At 57.8% G+C, this 16,615-nt stretch carries 30 protein-coding genes and 1 pseudogene; 30 read left to right on the forward strand and 1 reads right to left on the reverse strand.

The window, feature by feature from the left end:
• From AC1DNI_RS21550 to AC1DNI_RS21695, 30 genes and pseudogenes are all read left to right on the forward strand, one after another.
• The coding region (locus AC1DNI_RS21550) for an EF-Tu C-terminal domain-related protein (protein WP_477693480.1) at positions 1 to 177 on the forward strand (177 nt) is incomplete at its 5' end.
• Positions 178 to 240: 63 nt separating this feature from the next.
• Complete coding sequence (gene rpsJ, locus AC1DNI_RS21555; protein ID WP_008124902.1) at positions 241 to 549, forward strand: 30S ribosomal protein S10; 309 nt, start codon at positions 241 to 243, stop codon at positions 547 to 549.
• Between the two features lie 25 nt (positions 550 to 574).
• Entirely contained in the window at positions 575 to 1,312 is a 738-nt protein-coding gene (rplC, locus tag AC1DNI_RS21560) for a 50S ribosomal protein L3 (RefSeq protein WP_027233161.1), read from the forward strand.
• Positions 1,312 to 1,932, forward strand: coding sequence for a 50S ribosomal protein L4 (gene rplD, locus AC1DNI_RS21565; protein WP_027233162.1), 621 nt, complete (start codon positions 1,312 to 1,314; stop codon positions 1,930 to 1,932). The genes rplC and rplD overlap by 1 nt, the downstream gene beginning before the upstream one ends.
• Positions 1,929 to 2,222, forward strand: a complete 294-nt coding sequence (locus tag AC1DNI_RS21570) for a 50S ribosomal protein L23 (RefSeq protein ID WP_027233163.1) — start codon at positions 1,929 to 1,931, stop codon at positions 2,220 to 2,222. The genes rplD and AC1DNI_RS21570 overlap by 4 nt, the downstream gene beginning before the upstream one ends.
• A 20-nt stretch (positions 2,223 to 2,242) precedes the next feature.
• Complete coding sequence (gene rplB, locus AC1DNI_RS21575) at positions 2,243 to 3,076, forward strand: 50S ribosomal protein L2 (RefSeq protein WP_027233164.1); 834 nt, start codon at positions 2,243 to 2,245, stop codon at positions 3,074 to 3,076.
• 15 nt (positions 3,077 to 3,091) lie between these two features.
• Positions 3,092 to 3,370 (forward strand): 30S ribosomal protein S19, encoded by a 279-nt coding sequence (rpsS, locus tag AC1DNI_RS21580; RefSeq protein ID WP_008124912.1) that lies wholly within the window; start codon positions 3,092 to 3,094, stop codon positions 3,368 to 3,370.
• A gap of 2 nt (positions 3,371 to 3,372) precedes the next feature.
• On the forward strand, positions 3,373 to 3,762 hold the full coding sequence (gene rplV / locus AC1DNI_RS21585; protein ID WP_027233165.1) for a 50S ribosomal protein L22: 390 nt from the start codon (positions 3,373 to 3,375) through the stop codon (positions 3,760 to 3,762).
• Positions 3,762 to 4,469, forward strand: coding sequence for a 30S ribosomal protein S3 (rpsC, locus tag AC1DNI_RS21590; protein ID WP_027233166.1), 708 nt, complete (start codon positions 3,762 to 3,764; stop codon positions 4,467 to 4,469). The genes rplV and rpsC overlap by 1 nt, the downstream gene beginning before the upstream one ends.
• Positions 4,470 to 4,509: 40 nt before the next feature.
• Positions 4,510 to 4,923 carry a 50S ribosomal protein L16 gene (gene rplP / locus AC1DNI_RS21595; RefSeq protein ID WP_027233167.1) on the forward strand — a complete coding sequence of 138 codons (414 nt, stop codon included), beginning with the start codon at positions 4,510 to 4,512 and terminating at the stop codon, positions 4,921 to 4,923.
• Between the two features lie 12 nt (positions 4,924 to 4,935).
• Complete coding sequence (gene rpmC, locus AC1DNI_RS21600; protein ID WP_027233168.1) at positions 4,936 to 5,136, forward strand: 50S ribosomal protein L29; 201 nt, start codon at positions 4,936 to 4,938, stop codon at positions 5,134 to 5,136.
• 11 nt (positions 5,137 to 5,147) lie between these two features.
• Positions 5,148 to 5,390: a 30S ribosomal protein S17 gene (rpsQ, locus tag AC1DNI_RS21605; RefSeq protein ID WP_027233169.1), complete on the forward strand. Its 243-nt coding sequence runs from the start codon at positions 5,148 to 5,150 to the stop codon at positions 5,388 to 5,390.
• A gap of 79 nt (positions 5,391 to 5,469) precedes the next feature.
• A complete protein-coding gene (gene rplN, locus AC1DNI_RS21610) occupies positions 5,470 to 5,838 on the forward strand; it encodes a 50S ribosomal protein L14 (protein ID WP_027233170.1) in 369 nt (122 codons plus the stop codon).
• Positions 5,839 to 5,848: 10 nt separating this feature from the next.
• Entirely contained in the window at positions 5,849 to 6,163 is a 315-nt protein-coding gene (gene rplX, locus AC1DNI_RS21615) for a 50S ribosomal protein L24 (protein ID WP_027233171.1), read from the forward strand.
• On the forward strand, positions 6,156 to 6,713 hold the full coding sequence (gene rplE, locus AC1DNI_RS21620; protein WP_027233172.1) for a 50S ribosomal protein L5: 558 nt from the start codon (positions 6,156 to 6,158) through the stop codon (positions 6,711 to 6,713). The genes rplX and rplE overlap by 8 nt, the downstream gene beginning before the upstream one ends.
• Positions 6,714 to 6,738: 25 nt before the next feature.
• Positions 6,739 to 7,044, forward strand: a complete 306-nt coding sequence (gene rpsN / locus AC1DNI_RS21625) for a 30S ribosomal protein S14 (RefSeq protein WP_027233173.1) — start codon at positions 6,739 to 6,741, stop codon at positions 7,042 to 7,044.
• 12 nt (positions 7,045 to 7,056) lie between these two features.
• A complete protein-coding gene (gene rpsH, locus AC1DNI_RS21630; RefSeq protein WP_027233174.1) occupies positions 7,057 to 7,455 on the forward strand; it encodes a 30S ribosomal protein S8 in 399 nt (132 codons plus the stop codon).
• Between the two features lie 40 nt (positions 7,456 to 7,495).
• Positions 7,496 to 8,029 carry a 50S ribosomal protein L6 gene (gene rplF, locus AC1DNI_RS21635; protein ID WP_027233175.1) on the forward strand — a complete coding sequence of 178 codons (534 nt, stop codon included), beginning with the start codon at positions 7,496 to 7,498 and terminating at the stop codon, positions 8,027 to 8,029.
• A 12-nt stretch (positions 8,030 to 8,041) separates the two neighbouring features.
• Complete coding sequence (gene rplR / locus AC1DNI_RS21640) at positions 8,042 to 8,404, forward strand: 50S ribosomal protein L18 (RefSeq protein WP_027233176.1); 363 nt, start codon at positions 8,042 to 8,044, stop codon at positions 8,402 to 8,404.
• Between the two features lie 55 nt (positions 8,405 to 8,459).
• Entirely contained in the window at positions 8,460 to 9,023 is a 564-nt protein-coding gene (gene rpsE, locus AC1DNI_RS21645; RefSeq protein ID WP_091922984.1) for a 30S ribosomal protein S5, read from the forward strand.
• A gap of 65 nt (positions 9,024 to 9,088) precedes the next feature.
• On the forward strand, positions 9,089 to 9,289 hold the full coding sequence (gene rpmD, locus AC1DNI_RS21650; RefSeq protein WP_027233178.1) for a 50S ribosomal protein L30: 201 nt from the start codon (positions 9,089 to 9,091) through the stop codon (positions 9,287 to 9,289).
• Positions 9,290 to 9,305: 16 nt separating this feature from the next.
• Positions 9,306 to 9,782, forward strand: coding sequence for a 50S ribosomal protein L15 (gene rplO, locus AC1DNI_RS21655; RefSeq protein WP_477693384.1), 477 nt, complete (start codon positions 9,306 to 9,308; stop codon positions 9,780 to 9,782).
• A 128-nt stretch (positions 9,783 to 9,910) separates the two neighbouring features.
• Positions 9,911 to 11,251, forward strand: coding sequence for a preprotein translocase subunit SecY (gene secY, locus AC1DNI_RS21660; RefSeq protein ID WP_027233180.1), 1,341 nt, complete (start codon positions 9,911 to 9,913; stop codon positions 11,249 to 11,251).
• Complete coding sequence (locus AC1DNI_RS21665; protein WP_477693385.1) at positions 11,248 to 11,898, forward strand: adenylate kinase; 651 nt, start codon at positions 11,248 to 11,250, stop codon at positions 11,896 to 11,898. The genes secY and AC1DNI_RS21665 overlap by 4 nt, the downstream gene beginning before the upstream one ends.
• Positions 11,899 to 12,108: 210 nt before the next feature.
• A complete protein-coding gene (rpsM, locus tag AC1DNI_RS21670; RefSeq protein WP_027233182.1) occupies positions 12,109 to 12,477 on the forward strand; it encodes a 30S ribosomal protein S13 in 369 nt (122 codons plus the stop codon).
• Between the two features lie 130 nt (positions 12,478 to 12,607).
• Positions 12,608 to 12,997 carry a 30S ribosomal protein S11 gene (gene rpsK / locus AC1DNI_RS21675; protein WP_008124952.1) on the forward strand — a complete coding sequence of 130 codons (390 nt, stop codon included), beginning with the start codon at positions 12,608 to 12,610 and terminating at the stop codon, positions 12,995 to 12,997.
• A gap of 111 nt (positions 12,998 to 13,108) precedes the next feature.
• Positions 13,109 to 14,122 carry a DNA-directed RNA polymerase subunit alpha gene (locus tag AC1DNI_RS21680; protein ID WP_027233183.1) on the forward strand — a complete coding sequence of 338 codons (1,014 nt, stop codon included), beginning with the start codon at positions 13,109 to 13,111 and terminating at the stop codon, positions 14,120 to 14,122.
• A 73-nt stretch (positions 14,123 to 14,195) separates the two neighbouring features.
• A complete protein-coding gene (gene rplQ / locus AC1DNI_RS21685; RefSeq protein WP_027233184.1) occupies positions 14,196 to 14,624 on the forward strand; it encodes a 50S ribosomal protein L17 in 429 nt (142 codons plus the stop codon).
• Between the two features lie 246 nt (positions 14,625 to 14,870).
• Entirely contained in the window at positions 14,871 to 15,278 is a 408-nt protein-coding gene (locus AC1DNI_RS21690) for a type II toxin-antitoxin system VapC family toxin (RefSeq protein WP_477693386.1), read from the forward strand.
• Between the two features lie 265 nt (positions 15,279 to 15,543).
• Positions 15,544 to 15,963 (forward strand): annotated as a pseudogene (locus AC1DNI_RS21695) (hypothetical protein); the annotation flags it as partial.
• On the opposite strand, the gene AC1DNI_RS21700 reads toward AC1DNI_RS21695, so the two are convergent.
• A complete protein-coding gene (locus AC1DNI_RS21700) occupies positions 15,960 to 16,571 on the reverse strand; it encodes a LysE family translocator (protein ID WP_027233186.1) in 612 nt (203 codons plus the stop codon). The pseudogene AC1DNI_RS21695 and the gene AC1DNI_RS21700 overlap by 4 nt on opposite strands.
• Positions 16,572 to 16,615 lie beyond the last annotated feature (44 nt).

Below are 16,615 nucleotides of genomic sequence, written 5' to 3' on the forward strand. Positions count from 1 at the left end.
GACGTGACGGGTGTTGTGACGCTGCCGGAAGGCACGGAAATGGTCATGCCCGGCGACAACATCGCAGTCGATGTGACGCTGATCGTGCCGATCGCCATGGAAGAGAAGCTCCGCTTCGCTATCCGTGAAGGCGGCCGCACCGTTGGTGCCGGCATCGTCTCGTCGATCATTGAGTAAAATTAAGGTTTTATGCAGAGGCGCCTGTTACATGGCGTCTCCGCTAAACAAGGAAAAGATGAAATGAACGGTCAAAACATCCGCATTCGCCTCAAGGCGTTTGATCATCGGATCCTTGACGATTCGACGCGGGAAATCGTGTCGACTGCCAAGCGTACCGGTGCCAACGTGCGCGGACCGATCCCGCTTCCTACACGGATCGAGAAGTTCACTGTTAACCGGTCGCCGCACATCGACAAGAAGAGCCGCGAACAGTTCGAGATGCGCACTCATAAGCGTCTTCTCGATATCGTAGACCCAACGCCGCAGACCGTAGACGCGCTGATGAAGCTCGATCTCTCCGCTGGTGTTGATGTCGAGATCAAGCTGTAAGGCTTGAGGACGGAAGGACGAACCGATGCGTTCAGGTGTAATTGCACAGAAGCTGGGCATGACTCGCGTCTATAACGACGCAGGTGAGCATGTGCCGGTGACAGTACTCCGGATGGAGAATTGTCAGGTTGTGGCTCAGCGTACAGTCGAGAAGAATGGCTACACTGCCGTTCAGCTCGGTGTTGGTCTGGCCAAGGTTAAGAATACGACGAAGGGCCTGCGCGGCCATTTCGCGACTGCCTCGGTCGAGCCGAAGGCCAAGGTCGCGGAGTTCCGCGTCTCTGCCGATAATCTGCTTGATGTCGGCGTCGAGATCACTGCGGAGCATTACGTTGCCGGCCAGAAGGTCGACGTGACCGGTACTTCGATCGGCAAGGGTTTTGCCGGTTCGATGAAGCGGCACAACTTCGGCGGTCACCGCGCTTCGCACGGTAACTCCGTTACCCACCGGGCACACGGTTCAACTGGTCAGCGCCAGGATCCGGGCAAGGTGTTCAAGGGCAAGAAGATGGCCGGTCACATGGGTCAGACCCGCGTGACGACGCAGAATATCGAAGTCGTTTCGACCGATCTCGATCGCGGGCTCATTCTGGTTCGTGGTGCGGTTCCGGGTTCGAAGGGTGCTTGGATCCTGGTACGCGATGCCGTCAAGGTAGCGCTGCCGGACAACGCTCCGAAGCCGGCTGGTCTCCGCCAGGCAGCAAACGCGACAGCCGCTGTGTCTGATGCAGAAGTGGCGCAGACAACTGAGGGAGCCGAATAATGGACCTTTCGATTACAACACTTGAAGGCAAGGACGCCGGCAAGGTGGAACTCTCCGAGGAGATTTTCGGCCTTGAACCGCGCGACGACATCCTTCAGCGCATGGTCCGTTACCAGCTCGCCAAGAAGCAGCAGGGAACGCACAAGGCAAAGGGCCGTTCGGAAATCGCACGCACCGGCGCCAAGATGTACAAGCAGAAGGGTACGGGCCGCGCCCGTCACCATTCGGCACGTGCACCGCAGTTCCGCGGCGGCGGCAAGGCTCATGGTCCGGTTGTTCACAGCCACGAACATGCATTGCCGAAGAAGGTCCGCGCGCTTGCGCTTCGTCATGCCCTGTCTGCCAAGGTCAAGGCTTCCGACCTGATCATCGTCGATGATCTGGCCGCAGCCGAAGGCAAGACCAAGGTTCTTGTTTCGCAGTTCGCCAAGCTTGGCCTCGAAAATGCGCTTCTCATCGGCGGTGCCGAGATCGATGCGAATTTCCGTCGCGCTGCTTCGAACATTCCGAACATCGACGTCCTGCCGATCCAGGGCATCAATGTTTACGACATCCTGCGCCGCGGCAAGCTCGTGCTTTCCAAGGCAGCGGTTGAAGCTCTCGAGGAGCGTTTCAAATGACTGATCTTCGCCATTACGACGTGATCGTCAGCCCGGTCATCACCGAGAAGTCGACCCTGGTTTCTGAAAACAACCAGGTCGTCTTCAACGTAGCCCGCAAGGCAACGAAGCCGGAAATCAAGGCCGCAGTCGAAGCGCTGTTCCGCGTGAAGGTCACTGCAGTCAATACAGCTGTGCGCAAAGGCAAGGTGAAGCGGTTCCGCGGCATCGTCGGGCGCCAGAGTGATGTCAAGAAAGCAGTCGTGACGCTCGCCGAAGGGCAGTCGATCGATGTTTCGACTGGTCTCTGAGGGGCAGTGGAGTAAAGACAATGGCACTCAAGAATTATAATCCAACCACACCAAGTCAGCGTCAGCTGGTGATCGTGGACCGTTCGGAGCTCTACAAGGGCAAGCCTGTAAAGGCTTTGACCGAAGGTCTCGTATCGAAGGGTGGTCGCAACAACACGGGTCGCGTCACTGCACGCTACCAGGGTGGCGGGCACAAGCGCACCTATCGCTTCGTCGACTTCAAGCGTCGCAAGCATGACGTCGCTGCCAAGGTTGAACGGCTTGAATACGATCCGAACCGGACCGCATTCATCGCGCTCATCCGTTACGAAGATGGCGAGCTGAGCTATATCCTGGCGCCGCAGCGCCTGGCCGTTGGCGACAGCGTCATCGCCGGTGCGCAGACCGACGTCAAGCCGGGCAATGCAATGCCCCTGTCGGCAATCCCGGTCGGCACCATCATCCACAATGTGGAGATGAAGCCGGGCAAGGGTGGCCAGATCGCCCGTTCGGCTGGCACCTATGCACAGCTCGTCGGCCGCGACCAGGGCATGGCGATCCTTCGCCTGAACTCGGGTGAACAGCGCCTCGTTCACGGCTCGTGCTTTGCAACGGTCGGTGCGGTTTCGAACCCGGACCATGGCAATATCAGCCTCGGCAAGGCAGGTCGCAGCCGCTGGCTGGGCAAGCGCCCGCATGTTCGCGGCGTCGCCATGAACCCGGTCGATCACCCGCACGGTGGTGGTGAAGGTCGTACGTCCGGTGGTCGTCATCCGGTTTCTCCGTGGGGCAAGCCCACGAAGGGCAAGAAGACGCGCTCCAACAAGTCGACGGACAAGTTCATCGCTCGTTCGCGTCATCAGCGCAAGAAGTAAGAGAGGTAGTCTGAAATGGCTCGTTCAGTTTGGAAAGGCCCGTTCATCGATGGCTATCTTCTCAAGAAGGCTGAGAAGGTACGTGAGGGCGGTCGCAGCGAAGTTATCAAGATCTGGAGCCGTCGCTCCACGATCCTGCCGCAGTTCGTCGGTCTGACGTTCGGCGTCTACAACGGTAACAAGCATGTTCCCGTTTCGGTCAACGAAGAGATGATCGGACACAAGTTTGGTGAATTCGCTCCGACGCGGACCTATTACGGTCACGGCGCGGACAAGAAGGCGAAGAGGAAATAACGATGGGCAAGGCTAAGGCTCCGCGCCAGCTTAAGGACAATGAGGCGAAAGCCGTTGCCCGCACGCTCCGCATCAGCCCTCAGAAGCTTAATCTGGTGGCTGCAATGATCCGCGGCAAGAAGGTCAACGCCGCTCTTGCCGATCTGGAATTTTCGCGCAAGCGGATTGCAGGCACGGTGAAAAAGACTCTCGAATCGGCTATCGCCAACGCGGAAAACAACCATGACCTGGATGTTGATGCTCTGGTTGTCGCCGAAGCCTATGTAGGCAAGTCAATCGTGATGAAGCGCTTCCATGTTCGTGGTCGCGGTCGTGCAAGCCGGATCGAGAAGCCGTTCTCGCATCTGACGATCGTCGTTCGCGAAGCACAGGAAAAAGGGGAGGCCGCATAATGGGCCAGAAGATTAATCCGGTTGGCTTCCGCCTCGGTATCAATCGGACCTGGGATTCGCGTTGGTATGCGAATACGGGTGAATACGGCAAGCTGCTGCATGAAGACCTGAAGATCCGCAAGTATCTGATGGACGAACTGAAGCAGGCTGCGATCTCCAAGGTTGTGATCGAGCGTCCGCACAAGAAGTGCCGCGTGACGATCCATGCCGCCCGTCCGGGCCTGATCATCGGCAAGAAGGGCGCCGATATCGAGAAGCTGCGTCGCAAGTTGTCAGAAATGACCAATGCCGATGCCGCGCTCAATATCGTCGAAGTCCGCAAGCCTGAGACTGACGCAACGCTCGTTGCCCAGTCGATCGCTCAGCAGCTCGAGCGCCGCGTTGCATTCCGCCGTGCCATGAAGCGCGCCGTTCAGTCGGCCATGCGTCTTGGTGCTGAAGGCATTCGTATCAATTGCTCGGGTCGCCTCGGCGGCGCGGAAATTGCGCGTATGGAATGGTACCGTGAAGGCCGCGTGCCTTTGCACACCCTTCGTGCCGATATCGATTACGGAACTGCTGAAGCTCACACTGCTTATGGCATTTGCGGCGTCAAGGTCTGGGTCTTCAAGGGCGAAATCCTTGAGCACGATCCCATGGCTTCCGAGCGCCGTGCTGTCGAGGGTGATAGCCATCAGGGTTCGAACCGTCGCCGCGAAAACGCTTAATTAGCGTCTTTCCGGATCGTGAATTTTGGAGTAGAGAACAATGCTGCAGCCTAAGCGCACAAAGTTCCGCAAGCAGTTCAAGGGCCGTATCCACGGCGCGTCGAAGGGCGGTACGGATCTTAATTTTGGTGCTTTCGGCCTGAAGGCCCTCGAGCCGAACCGCGTTACGGCGCGTGAGATCGAAGCCGCTCGCCGTGCAATTACCCGTCACATGAAGCGTGCCGGTCGTGTTTGGATCCGGGTTTTCCCGGATGTTCCGGTCACATCGAAGCCTACCGAAGTCCGTATGGGTAAGGGCAAGGGTTCGGTCGATTATTGGGCAGCCCGCGTCGCACCAGGCCGCGTCATGTTCGAGCTCGACGGCGTTTCGGAAGAGCTTGCCCGTGAGGCACTGCGTCTCGGCGCGGCCAAGCTTTCGGTCAAGACGCGCTTTATTCAGCGCATCGCAGAATAAGGGGTGGATGTTATGAAATCCGCAGAAGTCCGGGCGATGAGCCTCGATCAGTTGAATGAAGAATTGGGTTCCCTGAAGAAAGAGCAGTTCAACCTGCGCTTCCAGAAGGCAACCGGCCAGTTGGAAAAAACCGCTCGCGTCCGGCAGATCCGCCGTGATATTGCGCGCATCAAGACTGTCGCCCGCCAGAAAGCGGTCGAGAGCAAGGCTTAAGGAAGAAAACCATGCCTAAACGCATTCTGCAGGGCGTTGTCGTGAGCGACAAAAACGACAAGACCGTTGTGGTCAAGGTCGAGCGGCGCTATTCGCACCCGCTCCTCCAGAAGACTGTGCGCCAGTCGAAGAAGTACAAGGCGCATGACGAGAATAACCAGTTCAAGGTCGGCGACGCGGTTTCCATCGAGGAATCCAAGCCGATTTCGAAAGACAAGCGTTGGGTTGTCGTAACGGACGCCCCGGCGAGCTAATTATCTGTATGTAAGTACGCAACAATCGCGAGGGGCAAGGAAAGCCCAGTCCGGTTGAACAAGAAGAAGGCGGCTAGTCATGATTCAGATGCAAACAAACCTCGACGTGGCGGATAATTCCGGCGCACGTCGTGTCATGTGCATCAAGGTGCTGGGCGGTTCGAAGCGGAAATATGCTTCGGTCGGCGACATCATTGTCGTTTCGATCAAGGAAGCAATTCCGCGCGGCCGCGTTAAAAAAGGTGACGTGATGAAGGCAGTGGTTGTTCGCACTGCCAAGGACATCCGCCGCCCGGACGGTAGCGTTATTCGTTTCGACAAGAACGCAGCCGTTTTGATCGACAACAAGAAAGAGCCTATCGGCACACGTATCTTCGGACCGGTTCCGCGCGAACTTCGCGCAAAAAGCCACATGAAGATCATCTCGCTGGCTCCAGAAGTTTTGTAAGGAGCAGACGATGCAGAAGATCCGTAAAGGCGACCGCGTTGTCGTTCTGGCTGGTAAGGACAAGGGCCGTACCGGCGAAGTAATCAAAGTTTTGCCGAAGGATGAGCAGGCGCTCGTTCGCGGCGTCAATGTTGTCAAGCGTCACCAGAAGCAGACACAGAACCAGGAAGCCGGCATCATTTCGAAAGAAGCGCCGCTCCATCTGTCGAACCTCGCGATCGCCGACCCCAAGGATGGCAAGCCGACCCGTGTTGGCTTCAAGGTCCTCGAAGACGGCAAGAAGGTACGTGTAGCAAAGCGTTCAGGAGATCTGATCGATGGCTGATGCAAAAATCGAACCCCGCTTGAAGAAGCAGTACCAGGACGTGGTACGCAAGGCTCTTCTCGAGCAGTTCAAATATGACAACGAGATGCAGATCCCGCGCATCACCAAGGTTGTTCTCAACATGGGCGTTGGTGAAGCTACTGCTGACTCCAAGAAGCCAACGGTCGCAGCTGAAGATCTGGCATTGATTGCCGGTCAGAAGCCGGTTATTACGCGTGCGCGCAATTCGATCGCTACCTTCAAGGTTCGTGAGAATATGCCGATCGGAACGAAGGTCACCCTTCGCAAAGAGCGCATGTATGAATTCCTGGATCGCCTGATCACGATCGCGCTGCCGCGCGTTCGAGATTTCCGCGGTCTGAATCCAAAGAGCTTTGACGGTCGTGGCAATTTCGCCATGGGCATCAAGGAGCACATTGTGTTCCCGGAAATCAACTACGACAAGGTTGATCAGATCTGGGGCATGGACATCATCGTTTGTACGACTGCAAAGACGGATGATGAAGCACGCGCATTGCTGCGCGCCTTCAACTTCCCCTTCCGGCAGTAACGGCAAGCGTAGCGAGGTATTAGAAATGGCTAAGACGAGCGCAGTCGAAAAGAACAAGCGCCGTGGTCTTCTGGTGAAGCGTTTCGCTGCAAAGCGCGCGCGCCTGAAGGCTATTGTGATGAACCAGTCGCTGCCGCTGGATGAGCGCTTCCGCGCCACCATTCAGCTGGCAGAACTGCCACGCAATTCCACCAAGGTCCGTATCCGCAATCGTTGCGAAGTTTCGGGCCGTCCGCGCGGTTACTACCGCAAGCTTAAAATGTCGCGTATCGCATTGCGCCAGCTGGGTTCGTCCGGCCAGGTGCCCGGCGTCGTGAAGTCGAGCTGGTAAGGGAGCAAACAGATGTCTGTAAATGATCCTCTCGGCGATATGCTGACCCGCATCCGCAACGCGACGATGCGCAAGAAGGGCAAGGTTTCGACCCCTGCCTCTAAGCTTCGCGCCCGCGTTCTGGATGTTCTTCAGTCCGAAGGCTATATCCGCGGATACAGCCAGGTTGATTTCGAAAACGGCAAGTCCGAGATCGAAATCGAGCTGAAGTATTTTGAGAACGTACCGGTAATTCGCGAGATTACCCGTATTTCGAAGCCCGGCCGTCGCGTTTACGTTTCGGTCAAGTCGATCCCGCAGGTTGCAAACGGCCTTGGTATTTCGATCCTGTCGACGCCGAAGGGCGTGATGGCGGATCACGAGGCACGTGAACAGAATGTTGGTGGCGAGTTGCTCTGCCGCATATTCTAATGCGTGGGCTGTAAACAGGAAGAAACGGACAGGTTGAAAAATGTCTCGTATCGGTAAAAAACCCGTGGCAGTCCCGCAGGGCGTAACAGCCAGCGTAGACGGCCAGACCATCAAGGCCAAGGGCCCGAAGGGGGAACTCTCCTTCGTCGCCAATGACGACATTGTGGTCAAGTTCGAGGATGGCGCGGTAAGCGTCAATCCGCGTGACAATACGAAGCTCGCACGCTCGAAGTGGGGCATGAGCCGCACGATGGTCGTCAACATCTTCACGGGTGTTAAGGACGGCTTCGAAAAGCGTCTCGAGATCAGCGGCGTCGGCTATCGTGCGGCAATGCAGGGCAAGAACCTGCAGCTGTCGCTCGGCTTTAGTCATGAAGTGGTCTACGAAGTGCCAGCCGGCATCACTGTTGCCGTACCGAAGCCGACGGAAATCGTCGTGACCGGTATCGACAAGCAGCAGGTCGGCCAGGTCGCTGCCGAGATCCGCGAATATCGTGGTCCGGAACCCTACAAGGGCAAGGGCGTCAAGTACGCGGGCGAGAAGATCGTTCGCAAAGAAGGCAAGAAGAAGTAAGGAATTCGTGTCATGGCATCGCCGAAAGAAATCATTCAGCGTCGCGCTGCGCGTGTTCGCCGCCAGCTCAAGGCGGTTGCCGGTGACCGTCCGCGGCTCAGCGTCCACCGTTCTTCAAAGAATATCTATGCGCAGGTCATCGATGACGCGCGTGGACATACGATTGCATCCGCATCTACCCTCGAAGCTGACCTCAAGGGCAAGCTGAAGACCGGTGCAGATTCGGATGCAGCAGCCCTCATCGGCAAGCTCGTCGCCGAGCGCGCCGTCAAGGCTGGCATCAAGGAAGTTGTCTTCGACCGTGGCGCCTATATTTACCACGGCCGCGTGAAGGCGCTTGCCGAAGCTGCTCGCGAAGCTGGCCTTAGCTTCTAAGGTCAGACTTTAAAAAACCATTCGTGCTACCGGAAAAGAAAAAGGAATTAGGAGCATGGCACAGGAAAAGAGAAGCCGCGAAGATCGCGGCCGCAACGAAGAGCGCGATAGCGAATTCGTTGACAAGCTGGTCCATATCAACCGTGTTGCCAAGGTCGTCAAGGGCGGCCGGCGTTTCGGTTTTGCTGCTCTCGTCGTCGTTGGCGACCAGAAGGGCCGCGTAGGCTTCGGTCATGGCAAGGCACGCGAAGTGCCGGAAGCCATCCGCAAGGCAACCGAGTCCGCCAAGCGTGAGATGATCTTCGTACCGCTTCGTTCGGGCCGTACGCTGCATCACGATGTCGAAGGCCGTCATGGCGCCGGCAAGGTTCTGCTGCGTGCAGCAACGGCAGGTACCGGCATCATCGCCGGTGGTCCGATGCGCGCCGTCTTCGAAACGCTCGGCGTTCAGGACGTTGTCGCCAAGTCGCTCGGTTCGTCGAACCCCTACAACATGGTTCGCGCGACGTTTGATGCCCTCAAGCATCAGATGCATCCGAAGGACATCGCTGCACAGCGCGGTATCAAGTATTCGACACTGCAGGCTCGCCGCCGCGACGTGGTCGGTTCGGAAGAATAGGCCAGGAACTGGCGCAGCGGGGCAGGGGCCGTTGGCTCCGCCCACTGTAGACAAAGGACAAAGTCATGGTTGAGAAAAAGAAGGGTAAGACGGTTACGGTCGAACAGATCGGTAGCCCTATCCGCCGTCCGGTTGAACAGCGCGCAACGCTCGTCGGCCTGGGCCTCAATAAGATGCATCGCCGCAGCACGCTTGAAGATACGCCTTCGGTGCGTGGCATGATTGCCAAGGTTCAACATCTCGTCCGCGTCGTGGACGAGGCTTGATACCGGAGATATTCAGATGAAACTCAATGAACTGAGTGAAAACACAGGCGCCACCAAGGCTCGCAAGCGCGTTGGCCGTGGTATCGGTTCCGGTTCCGGCAAGACTGCCGGTCGCGGTGTGAAGGGTCAGAAGTCGCGTTCGGGCGTTGCCATCAACGGTTTCGAAGGCGGCCAGATGCCAATCTATCGCCGCTTGCCGAAGCGCGGTTTCACCAACATCTTCGCCAAGAGCTTCAACGTCGTTTCGGTCGGCCGTATCCAGGCTGCCATCGATGCCAAGAAGCTCGATGCGAAGGCGTCGATCACCATCGAGACCCTCAAGGCTGCCGGCGTCATCCGCCGCGCCAAGGATGGCGTTCGCCTTCTGGCCGATGGTGACATCAAGACGGCGGTCACGCTCGAAGTGGCCGGCGCCTCGAAGGCTGCGATCGAAAAGATCGAGAAGGCCGGCGGTACCGTCAAGCTTCCGGCAGCCCCTGCTGCTGCAGAATAAAATCTGACTATTCGAGCGGCGATCTCCTGATCGCCGCTTGTACCTTTTATCAAGGGCACATATCTGGGTAGAGCCGCCGATTCCCGTTCGGGTGGCGAGGCCCCGTCGGGCACAGACCGGAGACTATAATGGCTTCAGCCGCAGAACAGCTCGCGTCAAATCTTAATTTCTCTGCTTTCTCGAAGGCTGAAGAGCTCAAGAAGCGCATTTGGTTTACTCTTGGCGCATTGCTGGTCTACCGTCTCGGTACCTACATTCCGCTGCCGGGCATCAATCTTGCCGCTTACGCACAGGCATTCAATCACCAGGCGCAGGGCATCCTCGGGATGTTCAATATGTTCGCCGGTGGTGCCGTCGCCCGTATGGCGATCTTTGCCCTCGGCATCATGCCTTATATTTCCGCCTCGATCATCGTGCAGCTGATGACGTCGGTCGTACCGGCGCTGGAGCAGCTGAAGAAGGATGGCGAGCAGGGCCGCAAGGTCATCAACCAGTATACCCGCTACGGCACGGTGCTGCTCGCAACCGTCCAGGCCTATGCGATCGCAGTCGGCCTGCAGGGCAGCCAGGGAATTGTGACCAATCCTGGTCCGTTCTTCCTGTTCTCGACCGTCATCACGCTCGTCGGCGGCACCATGTTCCTGATGTGGCTTGGCGAACAGATCACTGCCCGGGGTATCGGTAACGGCATTTCGCTGATCATTTTCTCGGGCATCGTCGCCAACCTGCCGCAGGCAATTTCCGGAACGCTGGAACTCGGCCGTACCGGCGCTCTGTCGACCACGGTCATCCTTGCGATCATCGTCCTGACGATTGCCGTCATCGGCATCATCGTCTTCGTCGAGCGCGCACAGCGGCGCCTGCTGATCCAGTATCCGAAGCGTCAGGTCGGCAACCGCATGTTCCAGGGCGACACGTCGCATCTGCCGCTGAAGCTCAACACCGCCGGCGTCATTCCGCCGATCTTTGCCTCATCGCTGCTGCTTCTGCCTGCAACGATCGCCGGCTTCGCGCAGAGCCACAATCTGCCGGCATGGGCAACGACGGTGCTGTCGTCGCTCGGCCATGGCCAGCCGATGTACATGGCGCTCTATGCGGCGATGATCGTGTTCTTTGCCTTCTTCTATACGGCGCTCGTCTTCAATCCGAAGGACACCGCCGACCAGTTGAAGAAGCATTCCGGTTTCATTCCCGGCATTCGCCCCGGCGAGCGTACGGCTGAATATATCGATTACGTCCTGACGCGTATCACGGTTCTTGGCGCTATCTATCTTGTCATCATCTGCATGCTGCCAGAATTCCTGATTTCGTGGGCGGGTGTTCCTTTCTATCTCGGCGGTACGTCGCTGTTGATTGTCGTGAGCGTGACGCTCGATACGGTTGCACAGATCCAGGGTCACCTGATTGCGCATCAGTATGAAGGGCTGATCAAGAAGTCGAAGCTCCGTGGGGGGAAACGCAACAGATGAGATTAATACTTCTCGGACCACCGGGGGCAGGTAAGGGAACTCAGTCTCAGCGCTTGGTAGAAAAACTAGGGATTCCACAGCTCTCGACGGGCGACATGCTGCGCGAGGCGGTGAAGGCCGGAACCGAAGTTGGCCTGAAGGCCAAAGCGGTCATGGATGCCGGGAACCTCGTTTCCGACGAGATCGTCAATGCGATCGTCTCCGAACGCATCGACCAGCCGGATGCGGTCAAGGGGTTCATCCTCGATGGCTATCCGCGCACGCTGGTACAGGCGGATGCGGTTGAAGACATGCTTGCGGCCAAGGGGCTCGATCTGGATTGCGTGATCGAGCTTGAAGTGGACGACAATGTTCTCGTCGAGCGTATTTCCGGAAGATACTCCTGCGCCAAGTGCGGGACCGGTTATCACGACACCAACAAGAAGCCGCATGTTGCCGGCGTCTGCGACAAGTGCGGATCGACCGAGTTCAAGCGCCGGCCGGACGACAATGCCGAGACGGTACGCACGCGCCTCGAAGCATACTACAAGCAGACCTCGCCGTTGATTGGCTACTACTATGCCAAGGGCAAGTTGAAGAAGGTCGATGGCATGGCCGACATGGAAGATGTCACCGCGTCGATCGAAAAAATTCTGTCGGATTTATAGATCTGACATAATTTCATCGAAGGAGTTGACTTTTTGCGGCGATTCCTTCAAGTACGGCGCAAATTCGCTTGGATATGAAGCGGTCGGCGCCGATCCGGTAAAGCAGGTTCGGGGCTGATCGTTTATGTTTGTCCCGGATATAAGTTTTCATCCCGCCATCTGGCTGCCGTGTTGGCACTCCAGCTCTGCCGGTCAACAAGGAGAATAGACGTGGCACGTATCGCTGGCGTCAACATCCCGACGAACAAGCGCGTTGTAATTGCGCTTCAGTACATTCACGGGATTGGTCAAAAGTTTGCGCAGGAAATCGTCGAGAAGGTCGGCATTCCTGCAGAGCGTCGCGTCAACCAGTTGACCGATGCGGAAGTTTTGCAGATTCGCGAAACGATCGACCGCGATTACCAGGTTGAAGGTGATCTGCGTCGTGAAGTTTCGATGAACATCAAGCGTCTGATGGATCTGGGCTGCTATCGCGGTCTGCGTCATCGCCGCTCGCTGCCGGTTCGTGGCCAGCGCACGCATACCAATGCGCGTACCCGCAAGGGTCCTGCCAAGGCAATCGCCGGCAAGAAGAAGTAAGTTCATGCCGGCGCGATTGCTCGCGCCGGCTCTGCCTTTGGCAGATGCAGTGCTGGTTTCGCACTTTAAATGAAACCACGGTGGAGCCTCTGGAAATACGGAGGCGTCGAGATCAACTGAAAGGACTACCATGGCCAAGGAAGCCACGCGCGTTCGCCGCCGCGAGCGCAAGAATATTTCGTCGGGCGTTGCCCACGTCAATTCGACATTCAACAATACGATGATCACCATCACGGACGCACAGGGCAATGCGATTGCCTGGTCTTCCGCAGGTGCGCAGGGTTTCAAGGGTTCGCGCAAGTCGACCCCCTTCGCTGCACAGATGGCCGCTGAAGATTGTGCCAAGAAGGCACAGGAACATGGCATGCGTTCGCTCGAAGTCGAGGTCTGCGGACCTGGTTCCGGCCGTGAATCGGCTCTGCGCGCGCTCCAGGCTGCTGGTTTCACGATTACGTCGATCCGCGACGTAACGCCGATCCCGCACAATGGCTGCCGTCCGCGCAAGCGTCGCCGCGTGTAATCTTCGCGACAGGATTTTGACCGCATGAGCTGGGTTTCCAGCTCCTCTGCGGTTTCCACGCCTCAATGCCACGATTGGATGGTGGTAAAGGCAAGGATAGGGAAAAGCTAAATGATCCAGAAGAACTGGCAAGAACTTATCAAGCCGAACAAGGTCGAGTTTCAGACCTCCGGCTCGAAGACCAAGGCAACGGTCGTCGCCGAACCGCTCGAGCGCGGTTATGGCCTGACGCTCGGCAATGCCCTGCGCCGCGTGCTTTTGTCCTCGCTGCGCGGCGCTGCCGTGACGGCGGTACAGATCGACGGCGTTCTGCATGAATTCTCGTCGATTCCGGGCGTTCGCGAGGATGTCACGGATATCGTCCTCAACATCAAGGAAATCGCAATCCACATGGAGAGCGATGGTCCGAAGCGCATGGTCGTGCGCAAGGAAGGCCCGGGCGTCGTTACGGCTGGTGACATCCAGACCGTTGGCGACATCGAGATCCTCAACCCGGAACACGTCATCTGCACGCTCGACGAAGGCGCTGAAATCCGGATGGAATTCACCGTCAACACCGGCAAGGGTTACGTGCCTGCCGACCGTAACCGCGCTGAAGACGCGCCGATCGGGCTCATCCCGGTCGACAGCCTCTATTCGCCGGTACGCAAGGTTTCGTACAAGATCGAGAACACCCGTGAAGGTCAGGTTCTCGACTACGACAAGCTGATCCTTTCGATCGAAACCGATGGCTCGATCTCCGGTGAAGATGCGGTTGCCTATGCAGCGCGCATCCTGCAGGACCAGCTTGCGATCTTCGTCAATTTCGACGAGCCGCAGAAGGAAGTTCAGCAGGAACAGGTCACTGAACTTGCGTTCAATCCGGCCCTTCTCAAGAAGGTCGATGAACTCGAGCTTTCGGTACGTTCGGCAAACTGCCTCAAGAATGATAACATCGTCTACATTGGCGATCTCATTCAGAAGACAGAAGCAGAAATGCTGCGCACCCCGAACTTCGGCCGCAAGTCGCTGAACGAAATCAAGGAAGTTCTGGCTTCCATGGGTCTCCATCTTGGCATGGAAGTACCGTCGTGGCCGCCGGAGAACATCGAAGATCTCGCGAAGCGCTACGAAGACCAGTATTAAGAACCCGGGCAGATCGCCCGACAGTCTAAAGCCCGGGCAGTGAGCCCGAACAAAGAAACTAAGGAGAAGGCTCATGCGCCACGGTAATTCAGGCCGCAAGCTTAACCGGACTGCCAGCCACCGCAAGGCGATGTTTGCCAATATGGCCGCATCGTTGATCGAGCATGAGCAGATCGTGACAACGCTGCCCAAGGCCAAGGAAATTCGTCCCATCGTTGAAAAGCTTGTCACGCTCGGCAAGCGTGGTGACCTGCACGCTCGTCGTCAGGCTATCTCGGCTATCCGCGATGCCAAGCTCGTTGCCAAGCTGTTCGATACGCTTGCACCGCGCTATGGCCAGCGCAACGGTGGTTACATCCGCATCATGAAGGCAGGCTTCCGCACCGGTGACAATGCACCGCTCGCAGTTGTCGAATTCGTTGATCGCGACACCAGCGCCAAGGGTTCCAAGGACCTGGCTCGCGTTGCTGCCGAGCAGGCCAACGAAGCTGAAGCAGCGTAAGCACACCGCTTGCTAGCTATGGCAGTTTGATTTGGGGGCCTCGTGCCCCCTTTTCGCGTTAGGTGCTGCCGGCGAAGGCACGGCGATCGCCGCGATGGGTACGGAGATTGGCGACGCTACAGCGGGCGCCTGTCGGAAAGCCCTTTACAAGCTTCGACGCGTTGTCAAACCTGCATCGTCGGAAAAACATTCCACACGTTGCAGAAATCGGGCGCGATATGATCCCGATCAGGGAGTTCCTTGGTTATGACACGCTTTGTAATTGGCCCTGACGTAGCCTTGCATCTTGCGGAGATCGACGCGGCAATCCCTGCGAAACATAAGCTGGTCGCGCCAACGCTTTTAAGGTCGCAAGTTCTGGCGCTGCTTTTTGAAGCCGTTAGACGTGGGGATATCGATCGCAACGCCGCCAACGCAAAACTTGACTATCTTCGGGCGCTGAAGCTCCGTCTGCTCGGTGATCGGGTTCTACAGCGCGTCGCTTGGGACATTGCCAGGCAACTGGATTGGCCTGACACTTATCAGGCAGAATATCTCGCCTTGACCCGGCTTCAGGCCGATGCCTTCATCACGCTGGACCGTGATCTTGTGCGGACAGCACGGATCATCGTCCCCGTGGCGTCAATCGAAGACCTCCTCAACGCACCCGACTGATCATTGTAGGAACGACCACAGGCCACCGTCGTGCAAGGCTCTTTCGCGTTCGTGTGCCAGGCTCCGGGTAACCCTTTTACGTACTTGTGTTGATGGACCCCGCCCGGCAATCTGCCCTCGGTCTACTCCGAGGGAGGGTTCGATGAACGACGGCCGGAAAGCATTTCAAGTAACAATCAGGCATTTGCAACGCAGCGCGGCTGCGTTGGCTGCGTTCGCGGCGGCTGGTATGCTGTTGCTGACGCTTCTTGTCGGAACCGCATATGCGCAGCAGCCGACAGCGGCCCAGCAAAACGCCATCAAGTCCAACTGCCGCAACGATTTCATGGCGCAATGTTCGGGCGTGCAGCCTGGAGGGCAGGCCGCCCTCTCATGTCTGCAACAGCATAGTTCGTCGCTCTCATCTGCCTGCAAGAGTGCGGTTGCGGCGATCGGCGGATCAAGTGCTCCCGCGGCAGGAGCGACGACAGCCGCGCCCGCTGCGACCGCGCCTGCTGCGGCAGCGCCCGCTGCCAAGGCCTTCACCCCGCGCGAGGAAATGGCGATCGCCCGGCAGGAATGCGGACCGGACTTCCGTGCATTCTGTCGATCGGTAGCGCTCGGTGGCGGTCGGGGAATTGCCTGTCTGCGGGAGAACATGGCGCGGCTTTCGCCCGGATGCCAGAAGGTGCTGAGCGCCCGCTAGCGATCGGCCAGCGCAAGCTTCATCCCCAGCACGACGAATGCGCCGGCAAAACTCCGGCGCAGCCAGGTCAATATGCGTGGCCTGGCGATGACCTGATTGCGTACCGACGCAGCAAATAGCCCATAGAGCACGAAGACGACGAACGTCATCAACATGAACACGCTGCTCAGCCAAAGCATGCGCAGCAGCGGATGCGGTTCGTTCGCGCTGACGAATTGCGGCAGGAAGGCGAGGAAGAAGATCGACAGTTTCGGGTTGAGGATGTTGATCAGGATCGCCTTCAGCGTAATTCCCGCCATCGAACTCTGACCGCCATCGGCATCGATCTTGAGCGAGCCGTTCTCGCGCAGCGCGTTCCACGCCATATAGAGCAGATAGGCGACGCCCAGATACTTGAAGGTGTGAAACGCTACGGCGCTGGTGTGCAGGATGGCCGCCAACCCGCCGATTGCGGCCGCCATATGCGGTACAATGCCGATCGTGCAGCCGAATGCGGCAGCGACACTCGCCCAGGCGCCGCGGGAAAGGCCGGTTGCCAGAGTATAGACCACGCCCGTGCCCGGCGAAACGACGATGATGAATGATGTAATGAGGAATTCGAGACCCACTTGTGTGCTCCTTTTGTGTCTCGACCGATACTGGAGCAAGCCGA

Source organism: Phyllobacterium sp. 01N428 (genome assembly GCF_056399405.1).

Bases quoted from the DNA above. Each gene is read 5' to 3' on its own strand.
- rpsJ (WP_008124902.1), top strand. From the start codon at position 241: ATGAACGGTCAAAACATCCGCATTCGCCTCAAGGCGTTTGATCATCGG.
- rplC (WP_027233161.1), top strand. From the start codon at position 575: ATGCGTTCAGGTGTAATTGCACAGAAGCTGGGCATGACTCGCGTCTAT.
- rplD (WP_027233162.1), top strand. From the start codon at position 1,312: ATGGACCTTTCGATTACAACACTTGAAGGCAAGGACGCCGGCAAGGTG.
- AC1DNI_RS21570 (WP_027233163.1), top strand. From the start codon at position 1,929: ATGACTGATCTTCGCCATTACGACGTGATCGTCAGCCCGGTCATCACC.
- rplB (WP_027233164.1), top strand. From the start codon at position 2,243: ATGGCACTCAAGAATTATAATCCAACCACACCAAGTCAGCGTCAGCTG.
- rpsS (WP_008124912.1), top strand. From the start codon at position 3,092: ATGGCTCGTTCAGTTTGGAAAGGCCCGTTCATCGATGGCTATCTTCTC.
- rplV (WP_027233165.1), top strand. From the start codon at position 3,373: ATGGGCAAGGCTAAGGCTCCGCGCCAGCTTAAGGACAATGAGGCGAAA.
- rpsC (WP_027233166.1), top strand. From the start codon at position 3,762: ATGGGCCAGAAGATTAATCCGGTTGGCTTCCGCCTCGGTATCAATCGG.
- rplP (WP_027233167.1), top strand. From the start codon at position 4,510: ATGCTGCAGCCTAAGCGCACAAAGTTCCGCAAGCAGTTCAAGGGCCGT.
- rpmC (WP_027233168.1), top strand. From the start codon at position 4,936: ATGAAATCCGCAGAAGTCCGGGCGATGAGCCTCGATCAGTTGAATGAA.
- rpsQ (WP_027233169.1), top strand. From the start codon at position 5,148: ATGCCTAAACGCATTCTGCAGGGCGTTGTCGTGAGCGACAAAAACGAC.
- rplN (WP_027233170.1), top strand. From the start codon at position 5,470: ATGATTCAGATGCAAACAAACCTCGACGTGGCGGATAATTCCGGCGCA.
- rplX (WP_027233171.1), top strand. From the start codon at position 5,849: ATGCAGAAGATCCGTAAAGGCGACCGCGTTGTCGTTCTGGCTGGTAAG.
- rplE (WP_027233172.1), top strand. From the start codon at position 6,156: ATGGCTGATGCAAAAATCGAACCCCGCTTGAAGAAGCAGTACCAGGAC.
- rpsN (WP_027233173.1), top strand. From the start codon at position 6,739: ATGGCTAAGACGAGCGCAGTCGAAAAGAACAAGCGCCGTGGTCTTCTG.
- rpsH (WP_027233174.1), top strand. From the start codon at position 7,057: ATGTCTGTAAATGATCCTCTCGGCGATATGCTGACCCGCATCCGCAAC.
- rplF (WP_027233175.1), top strand. From the start codon at position 7,496: ATGTCTCGTATCGGTAAAAAACCCGTGGCAGTCCCGCAGGGCGTAACA.
- rplR (WP_027233176.1), top strand. From the start codon at position 8,042: ATGGCATCGCCGAAAGAAATCATTCAGCGTCGCGCTGCGCGTGTTCGC.
- rpsE (WP_091922984.1), top strand. From the start codon at position 8,460: ATGGCACAGGAAAAGAGAAGCCGCGAAGATCGCGGCCGCAACGAAGAG.
- rpmD (WP_027233178.1), top strand. From the start codon at position 9,089: ATGGTTGAGAAAAAGAAGGGTAAGACGGTTACGGTCGAACAGATCGGT.
- rplO (WP_477693384.1), top strand. From the start codon at position 9,306: ATGAAACTCAATGAACTGAGTGAAAACACAGGCGCCACCAAGGCTCGC.
- secY (WP_027233180.1), top strand. From the start codon at position 9,911: ATGGCTTCAGCCGCAGAACAGCTCGCGTCAAATCTTAATTTCTCTGCT.
- AC1DNI_RS21665 (WP_477693385.1), top strand. From the start codon at position 11,248: ATGAGATTAATACTTCTCGGACCACCGGGGGCAGGTAAGGGAACTCAG.
- rpsK (WP_008124952.1), top strand. From the start codon at position 12,608: ATGGCCAAGGAAGCCACGCGCGTTCGCCGCCGCGAGCGCAAGAATATT.
- AC1DNI_RS21680 (WP_027233183.1), top strand. From the start codon at position 13,109: ATGATCCAGAAGAACTGGCAAGAACTTATCAAGCCGAACAAGGTCGAG.
- rplQ (WP_027233184.1), top strand. From the start codon at position 14,196: ATGCGCCACGGTAATTCAGGCCGCAAGCTTAACCGGACTGCCAGCCAC.
- AC1DNI_RS21690 (WP_477693386.1), top strand. From the start codon at position 14,871: ATGACACGCTTTGTAATTGGCCCTGACGTAGCCTTGCATCTTGCGGAG.